Origin of the sequence: Prevotella sp. S7 MS 2, from assembly GCF_000762865.1 — a bacterium.
Taxonomy (GTDB): Bacteria; Bacteroidota; Bacteroidia; order Bacteroidales; family Bacteroidaceae; genus Prevotella.
In genome coordinates this window covers 21,410-38,438 of sequence record NZ_JRPT01000018.1, presented here as the reverse complement: position 1 = coordinate 38,438, position 17,029 = coordinate 21,410, and the positions used below count along the sequence as shown (strand labels likewise).

Annotated in this window: 15 protein-coding genes and 1 tRNA gene; 11 read left to right on the top strand and 5 right to left on the bottom strand. The window is 44.7% G+C overall.

Translation table 11 applies throughout. From position 1 onward, the window contains the following. Window positions 1-60: 60 nt before the first annotated feature. A complete protein-coding gene (gene asnA, locus HMPREF0671_RS04135) occupies window positions 61-1,098 on the bottom strand; it encodes an aspartate--ammonia ligase (protein ID WP_036896982.1) in 1,038 nt (345 codons plus the stop codon). 276 nt (window positions 1,099-1,374) lie between these two features. Here asnA and HMPREF0671_RS04130 point away from each other — a divergent pair. Next, a tRNA-Arg gene (locus tag HMPREF0671_RS04130) sits at window positions 1,375-1,448 on the top strand. Window positions 1,449-1,875: 427 nt separating this feature from the next. Here the strand turns inward: HMPREF0671_RS04130 and HMPREF0671_RS04125 are convergent. Together HMPREF0671_RS04125 and tnpA are read right to left on the bottom strand one after the other, a co-directional pair. Beyond that, window positions 1,876-2,283 carry an Hsp20/alpha crystallin family protein gene (locus HMPREF0671_RS04125; protein WP_036896980.1) on the bottom strand — a complete coding sequence of 136 codons (408 nt, stop codon included), beginning with the start codon at window positions 2,281-2,283 and terminating at the stop codon, window positions 1,876-1,878. Window positions 2,284-2,875: 592 nt separating this feature from the next. Then, the gene (gene tnpA / locus HMPREF0671_RS04120; protein ID WP_036896978.1) at window positions 2,876-3,322 is read right to left on the bottom strand and encodes an IS200/IS605 family transposase; all 447 of its coding nucleotides are present in this window, start codon (window positions 3,320-3,322) and stop codon (window positions 2,876-2,878) included. Between the two features lie 367 nt (window positions 3,323-3,689). Here tnpA and HMPREF0671_RS04115 point away from each other — a divergent pair, with 367 nt between their 5' ends. Genes HMPREF0671_RS04115 through HMPREF0671_RS04080 form a run of 8 tightly spaced genes read left to right on the top strand, consistent with a single transcriptional unit; the run spans window position 3,690 to window position 12,335 of the window. After that, window positions 3,690-4,109: a PaaI family thioesterase gene (locus HMPREF0671_RS04115; RefSeq protein WP_036896975.1), complete on the top strand. Its 420-nt coding sequence runs from the start codon at window positions 3,690-3,692 to the stop codon at window positions 4,107-4,109. Then, complete coding sequence (locus tag HMPREF0671_RS04110) at window positions 4,102-5,178, top strand: isochorismate synthase (RefSeq protein ID WP_036896974.1); 1,077 nt, start codon at window positions 4,102-4,104, stop codon at window positions 5,176-5,178. Before HMPREF0671_RS04115 ends, HMPREF0671_RS04110 begins: the two co-directional genes overlap by 8 nt. Then, window positions 5,159-6,112 (top strand): nitronate monooxygenase family protein, encoded by a 954-nt coding sequence (locus HMPREF0671_RS04105; RefSeq protein WP_036896971.1) that lies wholly within the window; start codon window positions 5,159-5,161, stop codon window positions 6,110-6,112. The genes HMPREF0671_RS04110 and HMPREF0671_RS04105 overlap by 20 nt, the downstream gene beginning before the upstream one ends. Beyond that, window positions 6,105-7,766 (top strand): 2-succinyl-5-enolpyruvyl-6-hydroxy-3-cyclohexene-1-carboxylic-acid synthase, encoded by a 1,662-nt coding sequence (gene menD, locus HMPREF0671_RS04100; protein WP_036896968.1) that lies wholly within the window; start codon window positions 6,105-6,107, stop codon window positions 7,764-7,766. Before HMPREF0671_RS04105 ends, menD begins: the two co-directional genes overlap by 8 nt. Window positions 7,767-7,786: 20 nt before the next feature. Continuing rightward, entirely contained in the window at window positions 7,787-9,478 is a 1,692-nt protein-coding gene (locus tag HMPREF0671_RS04095) for a DUF4153 domain-containing protein (protein ID WP_036896966.1), read from the top strand. A 6-nt stretch (window positions 9,479-9,484) separates the two neighbouring features. Next, entirely contained in the window at window positions 9,485-10,312 is an 828-nt protein-coding gene (gene menB / locus HMPREF0671_RS04090) for a 1,4-dihydroxy-2-naphthoyl-CoA synthase (RefSeq protein WP_036896964.1), read from the top strand. Between the two features lie 50 nt (window positions 10,313-10,362). Continuing rightward, on the top strand, window positions 10,363-11,388 hold the full coding sequence (gene menC / locus HMPREF0671_RS04085) for an o-succinylbenzoate synthase (protein ID WP_036896962.1): 1,026 nt from the start codon (window positions 10,363-10,365) through the stop codon (window positions 11,386-11,388). After that, entirely contained in the window at window positions 11,367-12,335 is a 969-nt protein-coding gene (locus HMPREF0671_RS04080) for an AMP-binding protein (RefSeq protein ID WP_036896960.1), read from the top strand. Before menC ends, HMPREF0671_RS04080 begins: the two co-directional genes overlap by 22 nt. A gap of 35 nt (window positions 12,336-12,370) precedes the next feature. On the opposite strand, the gene HMPREF0671_RS04075 is transcribed toward HMPREF0671_RS04080, so the two are convergent. Both HMPREF0671_RS04075 and HMPREF0671_RS04070 read right to left on the bottom strand, forming a co-directional pair. Then, complete coding sequence (locus HMPREF0671_RS04075; RefSeq protein ID WP_036896957.1) at window positions 12,371-12,697, bottom strand: nucleoside triphosphate pyrophosphohydrolase family protein; 327 nt, start codon at window positions 12,695-12,697, stop codon at window positions 12,371-12,373. A gap of 15 nt (window positions 12,698-12,712) precedes the next feature. After that, entirely contained in the window at window positions 12,713-13,612 is a 900-nt protein-coding gene (locus HMPREF0671_RS04070) for a hypothetical protein (RefSeq protein ID WP_156958360.1), read from the bottom strand. A gap of 588 nt (window positions 13,613-14,200) precedes the next feature. Here HMPREF0671_RS04070 and lysS point away from each other — a divergent pair. Next, a complete protein-coding gene (gene lysS / locus HMPREF0671_RS04065) occupies window positions 14,201-15,928 on the top strand; it encodes a lysine--tRNA ligase (protein WP_036896953.1) in 1,728 nt (575 codons plus the stop codon). A 94-nt stretch (window positions 15,929-16,022) separates the two neighbouring features. After that, window positions 16,023-17,018, top strand: coding sequence for an NAD(P)H-dependent glycerol-3-phosphate dehydrogenase (locus HMPREF0671_RS04060; protein ID WP_036896951.1), 996 nt, complete (start codon window positions 16,023-16,025; stop codon window positions 17,016-17,018). The last annotated feature ends 11 nt before the right edge of the window (window positions 17,019-17,029 follow it).

Here is a 17,029-nt window from a genome sequence, read left to right as displayed (position 1 = left end):
ATACAAAACGCGAACAATCTCATCAAAAGATTGTCCGCGTTTGTTTTATATTCTCACAGTTTAAATAAGAGGCATCCCAACCTGCTTACATTCCTCGCGCATTGACTCAGGCCAAATGCTAGCTTGGATTTCTCCGATGTGCGCTTTGTGCAGCATCACCATGCAAAGACGACTCTGTCCGATACCGCCACCAATGCTCAACGGCAGTTGATCGGTTAATAATTGATGGTGGAAGTAAAGTTTCTTGCGGTCTTCCTTACCCTCTATTTCAAGTTGACGCTTTAAGCTTTCTTTGTCAACACGAATACCCATGGATGACAACTCAAAGCTACGCCCCAGCACCGGATACCATATTAATATGTCACCATTCAGCCCTGGCATACCATTCTCGCCCATAGTAGACCAGTCGTCATAGTCGGGAGCACGCCCATCGTGCTTCTCTCCATTACTCAACTTGGCACCAATACCGATGATAAACACGGCTCCATACTTCTCACAGATAGCATCTTCGCGCTCTTTTGGTGTCTTATCAGGATACATTTGCATCAGTTCCTCGCTATGTACGAAGTGAATATCTTCGGGTAGGAAAGGTTTTAACTGCGAATAAGTCTCACATGCCAAATACTCAGTACGCAAGATGGCCGCATAGATTCGGCGCACCACATTCTTCAAGAATGCCACATTGCGCTGCTCTTGAGTCACGACAGCTTCCCAATCCCACTGGTCTACATAGAGCGAGTGTAAATTATCCAATTCCTCATCGGCGCGAATGGCATTCATATCCGTATAGATACCATAGCCCGGTTCTATTTCGTATTCGGCCAAAGCCAACCGTTTCCATTTGGCTAATGAGTGTACCACCTCTGCTTGAGCATCCCCTAAGTCTTTCACAGGGAATGCCACCGGGCGCTCAACACCGTTCAGGTCGTCATTAATACCAAGCCCTTTGAGCACGAAAAGCGGTGCCGTGACGCGGCGCAGACGCAGTTCCGTGGCTAGGTTCTGTTGGAAAAACTCTTTAATGAGTTTAATACCCTGCTCGGTTTGTCTCATATCGAGCAATGCCTTATACCCCTCCGGTTTGATTAGTTTACCCATATCTTTTTCTTTTATCTACTCTTTTTACGTTGCAAAGATAAGAGTTGTATAGCAAAAACACAAGTATTATCACCACAATTTTCGCAAAAAGACAGAAAAACTTTTCTATTTCTATCTTTTTGTATCAACAAAAACGTATAATTACTGTTTTATGTTAGCCATTTATTCGTTTTTGGTTTACGTTATGATACTATCCATTTTGCCTTTCCGCTTTTTCAGTATTGGGATTTGGGTAATTCATTTTTTTTCTCTACTTTTGCAACGTTATCGCATCTAGGTCCCGTAGCTTAGCTGAATAGAGCGTCAGATTCCGGTTCTGAAGGTCTTGGGTTTGAATCCCAACGGGATCACATATAACCTCAACGAGGAATTCTCCAATATGGAAGATTCCTCGTTGTTGCATTTTCTACTGTTTCCTTTTTATCCATCAACAAATCTATTTGACAATTCAAACCTGTCTACATAGCTTCTCGACAACTTGTTAACTAGCCTACTGCAAAGGCTCGGCAATTTTGCTGTCTCGACTCTGCAGCAATGCTGTTTGGGCTTTGCAGCAATGTTGGGGAGTCATTGCAGCATCCTCACCCAAACCCTCTTGTAGGGAAAGGGGGATACCTTTCCTATCGTATGAATAGATATATTATCTGAAAGACTAAACTACCAATAAAATAAAAGAGGCGATGCCACAGCACCGCCTCTACAATCTATAACTATTTACCACATCTCTTTCCCTATTAATGGAAAGTTGCTTTACCTATTGAAAATTCTTTGGAGCCATTATCCAATCTCAATCTGACGAGCAATTTTCTGCTCTTCATGCTTAACCTTGGGTAATTCCACAGTCAGCACACCGTCGTTCACGCGAGCCGAAATCTTCTCTTTATCCACGTCATCGGGCAAGATAAGCGTCTGCTCATACTTAGCGTAAGAGAACTCACGACGTAGATAATGCTCCTTTTCTTCTTTGACATTGCGCTTGTTTTCCATCTTGATGGTAAGGTCGCCGTCGGCATTGATATTTACGTCGAAGTCTTCCTTGCGCAAGCCCGGAGCTGCGAGTTCTACTGTATACTGAACATCTGATTCCTTCACATTGATGGCTGGAGCTGTCGCGTTGGCCTTTGGCATATCTACGTTGTTAAAGAAATCATTGAAAACAACTGGTAACCATGAATTTCTGTACATCATAATCTTATCTCCTTTACTTTAATTTATTCTTGTTATTGAATCTATAAAGCAGGGTGCAAGTTATATACCAAATAGCAAAGCAAGACATATTGACAGCGCGCTGTGTCAATATGGCATTATGTTTGAATCGTATTTTCCTTTTATATACACCATCAACGATATGTAGGGCTGTCTTATCAGACAGGTTTTATCTCCATTCCATCTTCCCGGAAGTTTCCGCTTCGCTCCAACATCCGGCTATTATAAAGGATTGCCTTACAGGCAAAAGTTCCAAAAACAGCTTATCAAATCCACCATTTAAATACCAATCTAGCATACCGCCCATACATAACTAGGGATTGATTTACAAGCATACACACACAAGGATGACTTAACTGAAAGCTTTTCAAGATACTGGTCTGAAAGCCCAACCATACATTACATAGTCTTGCCTTACAAGTAAGACTTCCCAATACAGTTTAGCAAAGCTAACATTAAAATGCAGGTCTGTAAGACCACCCTATGTAATAGCCGTAGTGCTGGAGCGAAGCGAAAGCCTACGGACAAAGATACGACCACCATCTTCAGTCTGACAAGACTGCCCTATATTTCATTTCGGCATGAACCTTTCATCTATTTCCACACCAAACTCTACCAATAACTTGCGATACTCATCAACAAAAGACACCGTAGCATGGTGCATCTTTTGGTTCTTTACATAATTCACTACCTGAAGCAAATCACCGTATGCATACGTAAATGCACCATATCCTTCTGCCCATCCATTCCACATAGGGAAATTAGGATTGGTATGCAACCAATTGCTCGTACCTTGTTTGATACGCCTCACAAAATCTGCTAATGAGATTTTTGATGGAATCGACGTTACAATATGAAGATGGTCCGGCATCCCACCCACACGATAAAGGTGCCCATCCATTTGATTGACAATACCTAACAAATAGGCATAAAGCTCGCGTTCATGCATCTCGACAATCGTACATTGGCGAAACTTCGTACTAAATACAATATGGTATAATAATTTTGTGTAACTCATAAGATATATAGGGTAGCCTTATCAGGTTGGTTTTATCTCCATTCCATCTTCCCGGAAGTTTCCGCTTCGCTCCAACATCCGGCTATTATAAAGGATTGCCTTACAGGCAAAGAATACAGATAAAACGCATTGCAAATGATAGATTCTGAACTTTTAGCATCGGCATATCATTAAGATAAATAGATTGTTGAGCGCAAAGATAAGTATTATTCTGTAGCCCACAAGCACTTATATCAAATATTCCACCATTCCATTACCATGAAAATTCCAACTTGGTCAAACTTACTATGTATACAGTTCTTCAACTCTTGTTATTTGGAATTCTTATTCTGTTTTAGTATCTTTGCGATGATAATGAATAATAACTATGGATATTGAAAAGACAAAAGAAATAAGAGGGAACGAACCGGGACTCTCCCAAACATTGGGAATGGAGTTTTTTTCTACCCCGGAACCTGATACAGTAATGGCTCGCATGAAAGTAGACGATCGCAACAAGCAACCCTTCGGTTTCCTAAGTGGCGGTGCTTCGTTGGCATTGGCCGAAAATCTGGCCGGTGTAGGCAGCATGGCTCTCTGTCCGGGCAAGATATGTGTGGGTATCAACGTGAGTGGAAATCACGTGAAGGCTGTTGCTTACGGTGGATGCGTAACAGCATTGGCCCGCATCAAAAGCAAAGGACGAACACTACATGTATGGAATATAGACATCACAAATGATGATGGTGACCTCATTTCGACCGTACAGGTAACCAATTATATAATGACGCCACGCAAGCATGAATAGTTTTGCGCTCTACCGACTACCACACTTCCACCATTATATAAAGGTGGTACAACACGGTGGACAACCGTTGGAACTATCATCGGTTGCCGACTTGAATGGGCGAAAAGGTTTTGTATTGGCTCCTTTCTCGCCTACACCGAGTCACCCAATCCTACTCTTACAACCTGACGAAGTTGAGCAAATAGAGTTCCCAATCGGGACTCATAATCCCTACAAGCACTTAGAGAATGCGGAGAACGAAGAGGACAAGAAGCGATATGCAACCATATTTGAACGTTTCCACGAGCAACTAGAGCATGGAAACTTCAGAAAAATAGTACTTGCCCGCTCCTCTGAAATCAACCTACAAAGCAGCCTTCCGGCTGAAGAACTATTTATCCAAGCATGCCAACGCTATCCTCATATGATGGTGGTATTGGTATATACACCTAAAAGTGATATGTGGTTGATGGCTACACCGGAAATTTTGCTCAAGGGAGACGGACTTGAATGGCACACCATGGCACTGGCCGGAACCATGCAACTAGACGCTTCGCAAATGGATTTCGACAATCCGCCTCATCCCGGAGAGGCTGAACAGATACGCTGGAGCCAAAAGAATATACAGGAACAACGCTATGTGGCACGCTATATAGAAGATTGTCTGCGAAAACACGGAGCCGAATTCAACGAGGAAGGTCCATATACTACGCGTGCAGCCAATCTTGTGCATCTGCGCAGCAACTTCCACTTTAGATTACCACAAACAAAGAAACTGGGAGAATTGTTGGACAGCCTGCACCCCACACCGGCCGTATGTGGCATTCCGAAAGATATATGCAGGCAATTCATCATTGACCACGAGGCGCATCCACGTGGCTATTATAGCGGTTTCGTAGGCCCGATAGACACGCAGGGAGAAACCCATTTATACGTATCGTTGCGCTGTATGCAGATACAAAACAATCAATATCGCCTCTATGCCGGGGGCGGATTGTTGGCCGACAGCATTTGCGAACAGGAATGGAAAGAGACGGAAGCAAAGATGGACACAATGAAAGGATTACTATATGACAACACAACAGAATAGAATTACCGACCTTTTCGGTATTCAATATCCCATCATCCAAGGTGGGATGGTATGGTGTAGTGGTTGGCGACTAGCCTCAGCCGTGAGCAATGCCGGCGGATTGGGGCTGCTGGGAGCCGGTTCCATGCACCCCGACAAGTTGTTAGAACACATCCATAAGATGCAAGACGCCACCGAAAGGCCATGGGGAATCAATGTACCACTGATGTATCCGCAGATAGAAGAACTCATGGATATCATCATTCATGAGGGAGTTAAGATTGTGTTTACATCGGCCGGAAGCCCTAAGAAATACACTTCAAGACTACACGAAGCAGGCATCAAGGTGGCTCATGTAGTCTCTAGTAGCAAGTTTGCACGCAAATGTGAAGAAGCAGGAGTAGACGCTGTGGTGGCCGAGGGATTTGAAGCTGGCGGACATAATGGTCGTGAGGAATCGACCACCATAACACTATTACCTCTAGTACGACGTGCTACGACGTTGCCACTGATAGCTGCTGGAGGTATCGGAAGCGGACAAGCCATGCTCGCAGCCCGTGCTTTGGGTGCAGAAGGTGTACAGATTGGAACGCTCTTCGCCGTATCGAAAGAGAGTTCTGCGGCCGATAGTTTCAAACGCAAGTGCCTTTTATTAGAAGAAGGCGACACCATGTTGGCCTTGAAAAAACTATCTCCTACCCGATTGGTTCGCAACGATTTGTATGCACGTATTGTCGAAGCAGAAGACCGTGGAGCCTCAGCTGAGGAATTACACGAACTCTTAGGCAAAGCAGCATCGAAACGTGGAATCTTCGAAGGCGACATAGAGAACGGAGAATTGGAGATTGGACAGATTGTAACATCGATTCAAAAGATAGATTCTGTGACCGACATCATGAGTCGACTCATTCGGGAATACGATGTTGCACGTCAACAAATCATAGATAATGTATAGCAACAAAGAAAACATCAACATACTCACGGCTCTGTTAATAGAGCACGGTGTGAGACATGCCGTGGTTTGTCCGGGTAGTAGGAATGCCCCCATCGTACACAATCTCGACGTCTGTCCACAGATAGAGTGCTTCCCCGTGACCGACGAAAGGTCGGCTGGATTCTATGCTTTGGGCATTGCCCAATATACAAACCAGCCAACTGTGGTATGTGTAACATCGGGTACAGCACTCTTAAACGTATTACCGGCTGTGGCAGAAGCCTACTATCAGCATGTTCCTATCATCATAATATCGGCCGACAGACCCTTAGCTTGGATTGACCAACAAGACGGTCAAACCCTCCCACAAGCCGATGCGTTGGGAAAATTCGTCAAGAAGGCAGTGTCACTTCCCGAACCTCACGACGCAGCAGAGCATTGGTTATGTAATCGATTGGTCAATGAGGTATTGATAACATGCAAGAAAGGCGGTGGCACACCGGTACATATCAACGTACCGATTAGCGAACCGCTATTCGATTTCAGTACCGAAAGCCTACCTACAGAGCGGGTATTCCGGCTAGACGAAGGTACAGAAGCCATGGAATGTTACCAAAGTTTGGAAAGGGAATTCCTAAATTCGCAACGCCCCATGATTGTTATTGGGCAAATGGATCGCTTCAATGCCTTTTATCTCGAAGACTGTTTGAATCGTTTACGCGACCATATCACGGTGATATATGAAAGTCTTTCCTTTGCTCCGGCCTTACATATAGATAAGGTATTGGGCATTGTGGAACAGGAAGAAGATTATAGCCCCGATGCCATCTTGTACGTTGAAGGAACACTGGTGAGCAAAAAATTGAAGCAATTCTTGCGCCGTGCCACCACGGCCAAGACTTGGACAGTGAGTCGAAGTGGAGACATTTATGACACATTCCAAAACTTATACCGCGTCATAGAGGGTCGGACGGGATATATACTAGACAATATAGCCGCAGCCATCGAACGCAAACAAAAGTTCGAAGATGGCCTTCCAAATCATGAATTCCATACCAAATGGCAGAAAGCATTTGCAAAGGTGGCAAACGAAACAAAACTTTTAAATCCAAAATATTCGCAGGTAGCCGTGGTCAAGGAATTCTGTAAGCAATTGTCTGGGGCCGACTCGTACCATCTGCACGCCGCCAATAGTATGTCGGTAAGGTTGGTCGATATGTTTACAGAGACATATGTGAGTTGCAATCGGGGCGTCAACGGTATCGAGGGAAGTCTCTCCACTGCTGCCGGATTCTCATTAATAGCCACTCTCCCCACCTATTGCGTGATTGGAGATCTAAGCTTCTTCTATGATTCCAACGCTCTTTGGAATCAAAATCTGCACGGAAATTTCCGAATACTATTACTGAATAACGGGTGCGGAGGAATCTTTAATAAGTTCTCCGGACTACAAAACAGCCCTGCCAAAAAGCCACTGGTAATGGCTTCCCATCGCACTTCAGCCAAAGGATTGTGCCAAAGTTACGGTATCGAATATCGTGCTATTCATAACCTAGAGGAACTGAATGGCACGGCTATGCAGGAGTGGATGACCTCTGACTTTGACCGTCCGTCGCTCTTAGAAGTATTCACCGATGCCGAGACAGATACTCATGAATTTGCCAAATACGTTTAACTCATTTGATTAATAACACTATGTTTAAGAATCTATCCATCCAAACTATCAAGGAAAATCTGCTGGCTGGATGCCAACGGTTTCCCATTGTAATCCTCTTTGCCGTCTTATCGGCCATGGGATGTTGCTATCTGAACCATCTAGACGGCACCTTTACAGCTCAATCTACCACTCTCTTTGTCTACTATCCCATCACAGCCATGCTCTTGGCCTTGGTATTAAGGCTATGGAGCGAGGAAGTAAAAAACCGTGAACTGAACATAGCCATACAGGTAATGCTGCATATCGGGTGGTTCGGACTGGTCTTTTGGCTCTCCAACTGCATGCCGGGCGATATGATAGAAGCTACAACTATGATAGCTTTAGTACTTGTACTGGTAGTCATGATATTCATTGTATCGTTCTTGAAACGGAAAAACGAACTCGGATTATGGAACTTTACATATCGCTTATTGATAGGACTTATCATCTCAGGACTTGCTGCTACCGTGCTTATGGCAGGTATTCAACTTCTGATAGAGGCTTTCGTACAACTCTTCGGATTCGATATAGGTTGGCTATATAGAGTAGATATTATCTTTACATGTTACACTTTCATACTGCCACTTATCTTTTTACAATTCATTCCCGAACAAGATAAGAAGCACAATGAGTCGTCTACAGGTCTCTCTTCGGTATTATTAGGCATTGTACATTACGCACTCGTGCCTCTACTTCTTGCCTATTTCCTTACACTTTACGGTTATACCATCAAGATTTTAGTAGCTTGGCAATTACCAAATGGTTGGGTTTCATGGTTGGTAACAGCAATGATGCTGGGTACAATGGCTATTATGGCATTGCTATATCCTTCACAATTCCAAGAAGGAAAGAAGTTTGATAAGTCTCTTTTACGCTGGTTGCCGGTAGCAGCACTTCCCCTTTTGATGCTAATGTCCATCGGTATCGGCCGTCGACTCAGCGATTATGGCATTACGGTGGCACGCCTTTATATACTCACATTCAACATTTGGTGCTATGCGGTGTGCCTTTATCTCATTCTAAACAAGAGTCGTCGTATGCTTCTTATACCTGTTTCGTTTGTCATAATAGCCTTGCTAAGTTCGGTAGGCCCGCAGAGTTATGCCAATATCACGCTACATTCCATGAAGAATCAAGTGAAACAAATACTTACCAAAGCACCCAACGTGAAGTTACCCATCACTAAAAAAGCACTTGGTAAGTTTATAAAGACCTTGCCTAAAGAGGAAAAACAAGTATTGATAGATAAAGGTAGCTATCTGACAGAGAACTACCGAGCAGAACAACAAGAAGAATTGTGGAATAAAAATAGTATCCCTTATTTCTTCTGGTACGACTTTACAGAGGGAGATAACGTCGCCAATATCAATAGCTACAACGTAGATACCCTTATAGAGAAACCAACAATCCTTCCCAACGGTTACAAATCGTTTGTCTATATAACGAACGGAAACTGCACTATCAAGAAGACAGAGGGCGACAATATCATCACCACAGTAAAGGCTAACGACAAGAAATACGACCTTACCTTCTCTAAAAAAGAGTTGGAAGCGGCTGCCGAGAACCAAAAGAACGCCCAAATCCATGCTACAGGAGATAACATGTTGCTGCTCGTTAACTCCCTTTACTTCAATATCAAAGACGAAGTGACAGACATATCAAGCATCCAAGGAATACTATTTATCAAATAACAAACAATGAAAACAAGAGAATGGAAAAAGATAGAAGGGTTTGATTTCAAGGAAATCCTCTTCGAAATGTACAATCATATTGCCAAAATCACCATCAACCGAGAACGTTATCGCAATGCCTTCACGCCTCTAACAACGTGGGAAATGAGTCAGGCATTCAGCTATTGTCGGGAGAGTAGCGAAGTCAGAGTGGTCATCTTGACCGGCGCAGGAGACAAAGCGTTCTGCTCAGGTGGCGACATGCACGTGAAAGGACGCGGTGGTTACGTGGGAAACGATGGTGTTCCACGCCTCAATGTACTCGATGTACAAATGCAAATTCGTCGTTTACCGAAGCCTGTCATAGCCATGGTGAACGGCTATGCCATTGGTGGCGGACACGTTTTACACGTGATGTGTGACCTCACCATTGCCAGCGAGAATGCCATTTTCGGCCAAACTGGTCCTAAAGTAGGCTCGTTTGATGCCGGTTTCGGAGCTTCTTACTTAGCCAGAATGGTTGGTCAGAAGAAAGCAAGAGAGATTTGGTTCCTCTGTAAACAGTACACCGCCGAGGAAGCAGAGCGTATGGGCATGGTGAACAAAGTGGTTCCTTTCGACCGTCTGGAGGACGAATGTGTGAAGTGGGCAGAATTGATGATGGAGCGTAGTCCGCTTGCCTTGCGCATGATTAAGGCCGGACTGAACGCCGAACTTGATGGTCAAGCGGGCATACAAGAACTTGCCGGCGATGCCACCATGCTCTATTATACGATGGATGAAGCTCAAGAAGGTGGCAAAGCCTTCCTAGAGAAGCGCAAACCCAACTTCGAACAATACCCGATTTTACCTTAAAAGCCCCACTTTAGCCCTCCCCAAAAGGGGAGGGAAAACCACTTTATCACATGCAACTTACCATTACGCACAAACAACTACACTTCAAACAGCCAGCAGGAACATCAAGGGGAGTATACACTACCCACGATATTTGGCTGCTCAATGTTACCCATAACGGTGTGACGGGGATCGGAGAGTGTGCTCCACTGCCCGATTTAAGTTGCGATGCCAGCCCCGAATACGAGAAAACATTGCGCGAAGTATGCCGCTTAGTAGAAACTACGGGCAGCATACCTTTTGATATGTTGCGCCCTTATCCATCTATCCTCTTCGGTTTAGAGACTGCTTTCGCCCAAATAGCAGCCGGTGGAAGCCTCAATTTCTTCAACACGCCATTTGGCAAAGGAGAAGAAGGCATCACCATCAATGGACTGGTATGGATGGGAACTTTCGATGAAATGTACCACCGTATTGAACAAAAGCTGGAGCAAGGTTTCCACTGTGTGAAGCTCAAAATCGGTGCGATAGACTTCGAACAAGAGTTGGCACTCATCCAACATATCCGCCGCCACTTCTCTAAAGAACAAATAGAACTACGCGTAGACGCCAACGGTGGATTCACACGCGATAATGCTATGCAGCGATTAGAACAATTATCACGCTTCGACATCCACTCCATCGAACAGCCCATTCGGCCACATCAATGGGCAGAAATGGCTAAACTTTGCCGCAATACGCCCTTACCCATCGCACTGGATGAAGAACTTATCGGCGTGAATATACCTGAAATGAAAGCCGAACTGCTCGATACCATCCGGCCACAATACATTATTCTGAAGCCGACGCTACACGGTGGCATGCGCGGAACGGAAGAATGGATTCAACTGGCACGCCAACGAGCCATCGGTTCGTGGATGACAAGTGCATTAGAAAGCAATATAGGACTAAACAGCGTAGCCCAACTAGCTGCCAAAATATACGGTTCCAACATCACCATGCCACAAGGATTGGGTACAGGACAGCTTTTTACTAATAACATCGACATGCCAATAGAGATAAGAGGAGAACAACTATGGTGCTTGAAGAATTCTTAGCCGAATGGCATAACGACAATGATAAGGTACTCGTACATACCAGTGGGTCGACCGGCAAACCCAAACCCATGTGGGTAGAAAAGCAGCGTATGCTCAACAGTGCACGCATTACGTGCGATTTCCTAGGTTTAAAAGCTGGCGACACTGCTCTCCTCTGCATGCCATTAGACTACATCGCCGGCAAAATGGTAGTCGTACGTAGCCTCGAACGCCATTTAAAACTCATCACTGTCGAGCCATCTGGCCATCCTCTCAAAAGCCTTAAAACGCCTCCAACCTTTGCCGCGATGGTACCCATGCAAGTGTACAACAGCCTGCAAGTGACCGAAGAAGCCGAGTGTCTACGCGGTATACGGCAATTAATCATAGGCGGTGGAGCCATCGACGATGGGCTTGCCAACGCGCTCAAAAACTTTCCCAACCACGTATGGAGTACTTATGGTATGACCGAAACTCTCTCGCATATCGCTTTACGACGCCTCAATAATCCACAAGCCAGCACGTGGTACGAAGCTTTCGACACTGTCACCGTATCGCTCAACAGCGATGGTTGTCTCGTCATAGACGCTCCGCAGGTTTGCAACAAACCACTCGTCACCAACGACTTGGCCGAACTTTCACCCGACGGACAACGGTTCCGCATCCTTGGACGACGAGATAACGTGATTGATACAGGCGGTATCAAAGTACAAATAGAAGAAGTTGAATCCGCACTGAAGCCCCATCTCAACGTTCCATTCGTCATTACGAAACGGCCGGACGAGAAGTTTGGCGAGATTATCGTACTACTGACAGAGTCTAAAGACATGCAGCAAGTGGCTCGAATATGCCAGCAAGCGCTGCCAAAATACTGGCAACCCAAGGTTGTCAAGACCATAGAGCATGTTCCAACAACCGAAACCGGCAAGCCGGCACGTAAAGAAGCCGAGTTATTAGCAAGCATCTAATAACTCGGCTTTTTTGTGTTTATACAGCAACAAAATTATCGTTCGTCGCCCTGACCATGCAACTTTCCACGCAGTTGTCGCGACATAACTTTCTCCAAGTTCATACGTGCTATCTCTTCGAGCGAAATATCAATATCTCTACTCAAAGCCGCGAGATACCACAACACATCTCCCATCTCCTTAGCCACAGCCTTCCTTTCAGCCTCGTCGAACACTCCGTCGTTGTCACGGATACACTTTTTGATTTTATCTGCTACCTCTCCTGTCTCTCCCGACAATCCTAATGCCGGATACACGATGCCCATATCTTCGGGATAAATGGCCGTCTTGAGCGCAGCCTCTTGGTAGTCGTTCAGTTCCATTATCTATTCCTCTTACTACTTATCTTTCTTTTCCACAACATTCACCACTACTACGCCCTTGCTACCATCCTTGTTTTCCAAATAATACTTATATTGCTTGTTCTTGTAAGGATAGTTAATATAGACATACAGCAAGTCGTAATCGCACAAAACATTCTCGTTTGAAGGAGAAATCACATGGTCGTGTACATAGGGAATCGTACTCTTTACAAGTTTCCAACCACCGGCTTTGCCATATTTAATAGGGAAATAAAGACTTGATGGATTGGTAGACGTAACTTCCAAACTATCTGTTGTCATGTCGTAACCTTCTTCCACAGCCACTTGCAACGAGCGTGTGACGCCCCTACCATCGGCCACTGTGAAATAAGAACTACCAGTCCGTTTGCTCTTGACAATCAACACATTGTTCTTATCAAATGATACTTCAGCAACGCCCTTATTCCCGTTTCCCGATAATACCTTCATGTCGCCAAGACCGTATTTAAAATCCGGATAGCGAAAAGTACATCCATACCAAACTGCATAGAGGTAGCTCTGCACCTTTAAGTCGGCATGCGCTGAGTGGATATGGAAAGAAATCTCTTGTCCGGCTTCATCCGTCACCTGCACACCGGTATATTCCGACAACAACCCAATGGTGACATGTTGTCCATTAACTTTCACTCTTGGAGTAACATAACTATTACCCCCATTCACCTTTACCTTAAACATGCCCTTACTTTTGAGCACATCAAACTGATAAACGGTATCATTAGTCATCACCTCAGCAGTCGGAAGCAGCTCACGTTCAGATATTGAGAGTTGCAATTGGTCGGCAGGCGGGTCGTCAATCGTATCACGACAAGCCGACAAAGTGGTTAACATACCGACACATAAGCAGGCTAATAGCCACGTTGCGAGATTCTTTTTCATGATTCAATATTAGTCATTAATTACGTTCTCTATAATATTACAAAGGTAGAAAAAGTGATATAAAGAATCCTGACAACGCTTCTAGCTTTAACAAAAAAAAACACTTTTACACTTTGATAAGTATTACCAAATCCGACAATTCCCCCATCTCTCAATCCTAATCCAATACTTTTCAACTCACGAACTCATGAACTTCCAAACTCACTCCCCCATTCATAAACTCAAAAACTTATAAACTTCATTTACTGCAAGGGCTTTCCAGCGATATTGCCAAGCACGGACAGCAATGCTGCGGAGCCGAAACAGCAATCTTGCCTAGGCCTTGCAGCAAGTGAAGAGTGAGAAGTTAAAAACGAGATATGAGAAGTTTTAAGGAGAAGTTGACAAGTAAACGAGTTGATAGGTAAACAAGACGATGTTTACTAATTGGCAAATAGACGAGTTAACGAGTTTGGAATGACTCGTTTACTAGTACGAGTCGACAAGTTGCGAGCAACGATGTAAAAAAGCAGGAAAAGCCCCGAAGTTTCAGAATTATTTATTACTTTTGCAGTGTTAGATTAAGAATATATTCTAGTAAGATATAGTATGAACGTATTGGAATTAAGCGAGCAGGAGATTATCCGCCGCCAAAGTCTTCAGGAACTGCGCGATATGGGTATCGATCCATATCCTGCTGCCGAGTATCCCACAAACGCTTTTAGCACCGACATCATCAGAGATTTCCAAGAAGGAGAAGAGAAAGAAGTCGTGATAGCAGGTCGTATGATGACTCGCCGTGTAATGGGAAAGGCTAGTTTTGCCGAACTTCAAGACTCAAAAGGAAGAATACAGGTTTACATTACTCGCGACGACATCTGTCCGGACGAGAATAAAGATTTATATAACAAAGTCTTCAAACGTCTTTTAGACATCGGTGACATCATCGGTATCAAGGGTTTTGTGTTCAAAACTCAGACGGGTGAGGTGTCTGTACACGCCAAAGAACTAGTGTTGTTGAGCAAGAGTTTGAAGCCACTGCCTATCGTTAAGTACAAAGACGGTGAAGCTTTCGACAAGTTCGACGACCCCGAATTGCGTTTCCGTCAGCGCTATGTAGACCTCGTTGTCAACGAGGGTGTGAAGGATGTGTTCCTACAACGTGCTACCGTATTGCGTACTCTGCGCAACACACTCGACGAAGCCGGCTATACAGAAGTTGAGACTCCGACCTTACAGTCGATTGCCGGAGGTGCTTCGGCTCGTCCATTCATCACCCACTTCAATGCACTCAACGTAGATATGTACATGCGTATCGCCACCGAGTTGTATTTGAAACGTCTCATTGTGGGCGGTTTCGAGGGCGTATACGAAATCGGTAAGAACTTCCGCAATGAGGGTATGGACCGCAACCATAATCCTGAATTCACTTGTATGGAACTTTACGTGCAGTACAAGGACTACAATTGGATGATGAGTTTCACCGAGCAATTGCTAGAAAAGATTTGCATAGCTGTGAACGGCAAGCCCGAACGCGAAATCGACGGCAAGACGATTAGCTTCAAGGCTCCCTATCGTCGTCTGCCCATCCTTGATGCCATCAAAGAGAAGACAGGCTATGATCTCAACGGAATGAGCGAAGACGAGATTCGCGAAGTATGCAAGAAGCTCAATATGGAAATCGACGATACCATGGGTAAGGGTAAACTTATCGACGAGATTTTCGGCGAGTTCTGCGAAGGAACATTCATCCAGCCCACCTTCATCACCGACTATCCTGTAGAGATGTCGCCTCTGACGAAGATGCACCGTTCTAAACCGGGACTCACAGAGCGTTTCGAGTTGATGGTGAATGGTAAGGAGTTGGCCAATGCCTACTCTGAGTTGAACGACCCACTCGACCAAGAAGACCGCTTCAAAGCCCAAATGGCACTGGCCGACAAGGGCGACGACGAGGCCATGATTATCGACCAAGACTTCCTACGTGCACTACAATATGGTATGCCACCAACCTCTGGTATCGGCATAGGTATTGACCGACTGGTCATGTTAATGACCGGTCAGACCAACATCCAAGAAGTGTTGTTCTTCCCACAGATGAAGCCTGAAAAGAAGATACCACAAAGTTCGGTTGCCGAATGGGGCGCACTTGGTGTACCCGAAGAGTGGGTTGCCGTATTCCGTAAAGCTGGTTACAACTTGGTATCCGACATCAAAGAGGTGAAAGCACAGAAACTCCAAATGGACGTTTGCGGTGTCAATAAGAAGTATAAACTAGGCTATGAGAATCCAAAGGTGGACGAGTTCCAACAGTGGATTGATAAAGCCAATTTGTAATTGATAGTTGATAATTGAAAATGAATAATTATGATAAGCAAATCAACATACCATAATTCTCATTTTTCAATTATCAATTCTAAATTAAATAAGGGTGTTCAATTGCGGTAAAATAGCGATTATAGGTGGTGGAAGCTGGGCTACAGCCATTGCAAAGATCATCGTCACACATACACATCACATCGGATGGTATATGCGTCGCGACGACCGTATCGAAGATTTCAAGCGTCTGGGGCACAACCCGGCGTATCTTACGAGCGCTCACTTCGACGTAGATGAGATATTTTTCTCATCGGATATCAACAAAATCATAGAGAGTTACGACACACTAGTGTTCGTAACCCCCTCTCCATATCTTAAAAACCATCTGCGCAAACTTAAATCTCCACTGCGCGATAAGTTTATCGTCACAGCCATAAAAGGTATTGTACCCGACGAGAATTTGGTTTGCTCGGAATATTTCCACGAGGTTTTTGACGTGCCATATGACAATTTAGCCTGCATAGGCGGACCGTCGCATGCCGAGGAAGTAGCGTTAGAGCGTCTCTCCTATCTCACCGTGGCTTGTGGAAACAGACAAAAGGCGCAGTTGTTTACCGAAGTACTATCGAGCAACTTCATCAAGACCAAGACCAGTACCGACGTCATCGGCATCGAATATGCTTCGGTATTGAAGAATGTATATGCCATTGCTGCAGGCATTTGTAACGGTTTGAAATATGGAGACAACTTCCAAGCCGTGCTCATGGCCAATGCAGTACAGGAGACAAATAGATTCTTAACGGCCATACATCCCATCGAGCGAAGTATCTACGACTCCGTATATATCGGCGACTTACTCGTTACCGGCTACAGCAACTTCAGTCGTAACCGCACGTTTGGAACCATGATTGGCAAGGGATATAGCGTAAAGACTGCGCAGATAGAAATGGAAATGATAGCCGAAGGATACTATGGCACGAAGTGTATGAAGGAAATCAACCGTCACATGCACGTCAACATGCCCATCCTCGATGCTGTGTACAACATCCTCTACGAGCGCATCAACCCGCAAATAGAAATCAAGCTGTTGACCGACAGCTTCAGATAGTAACAACAAGT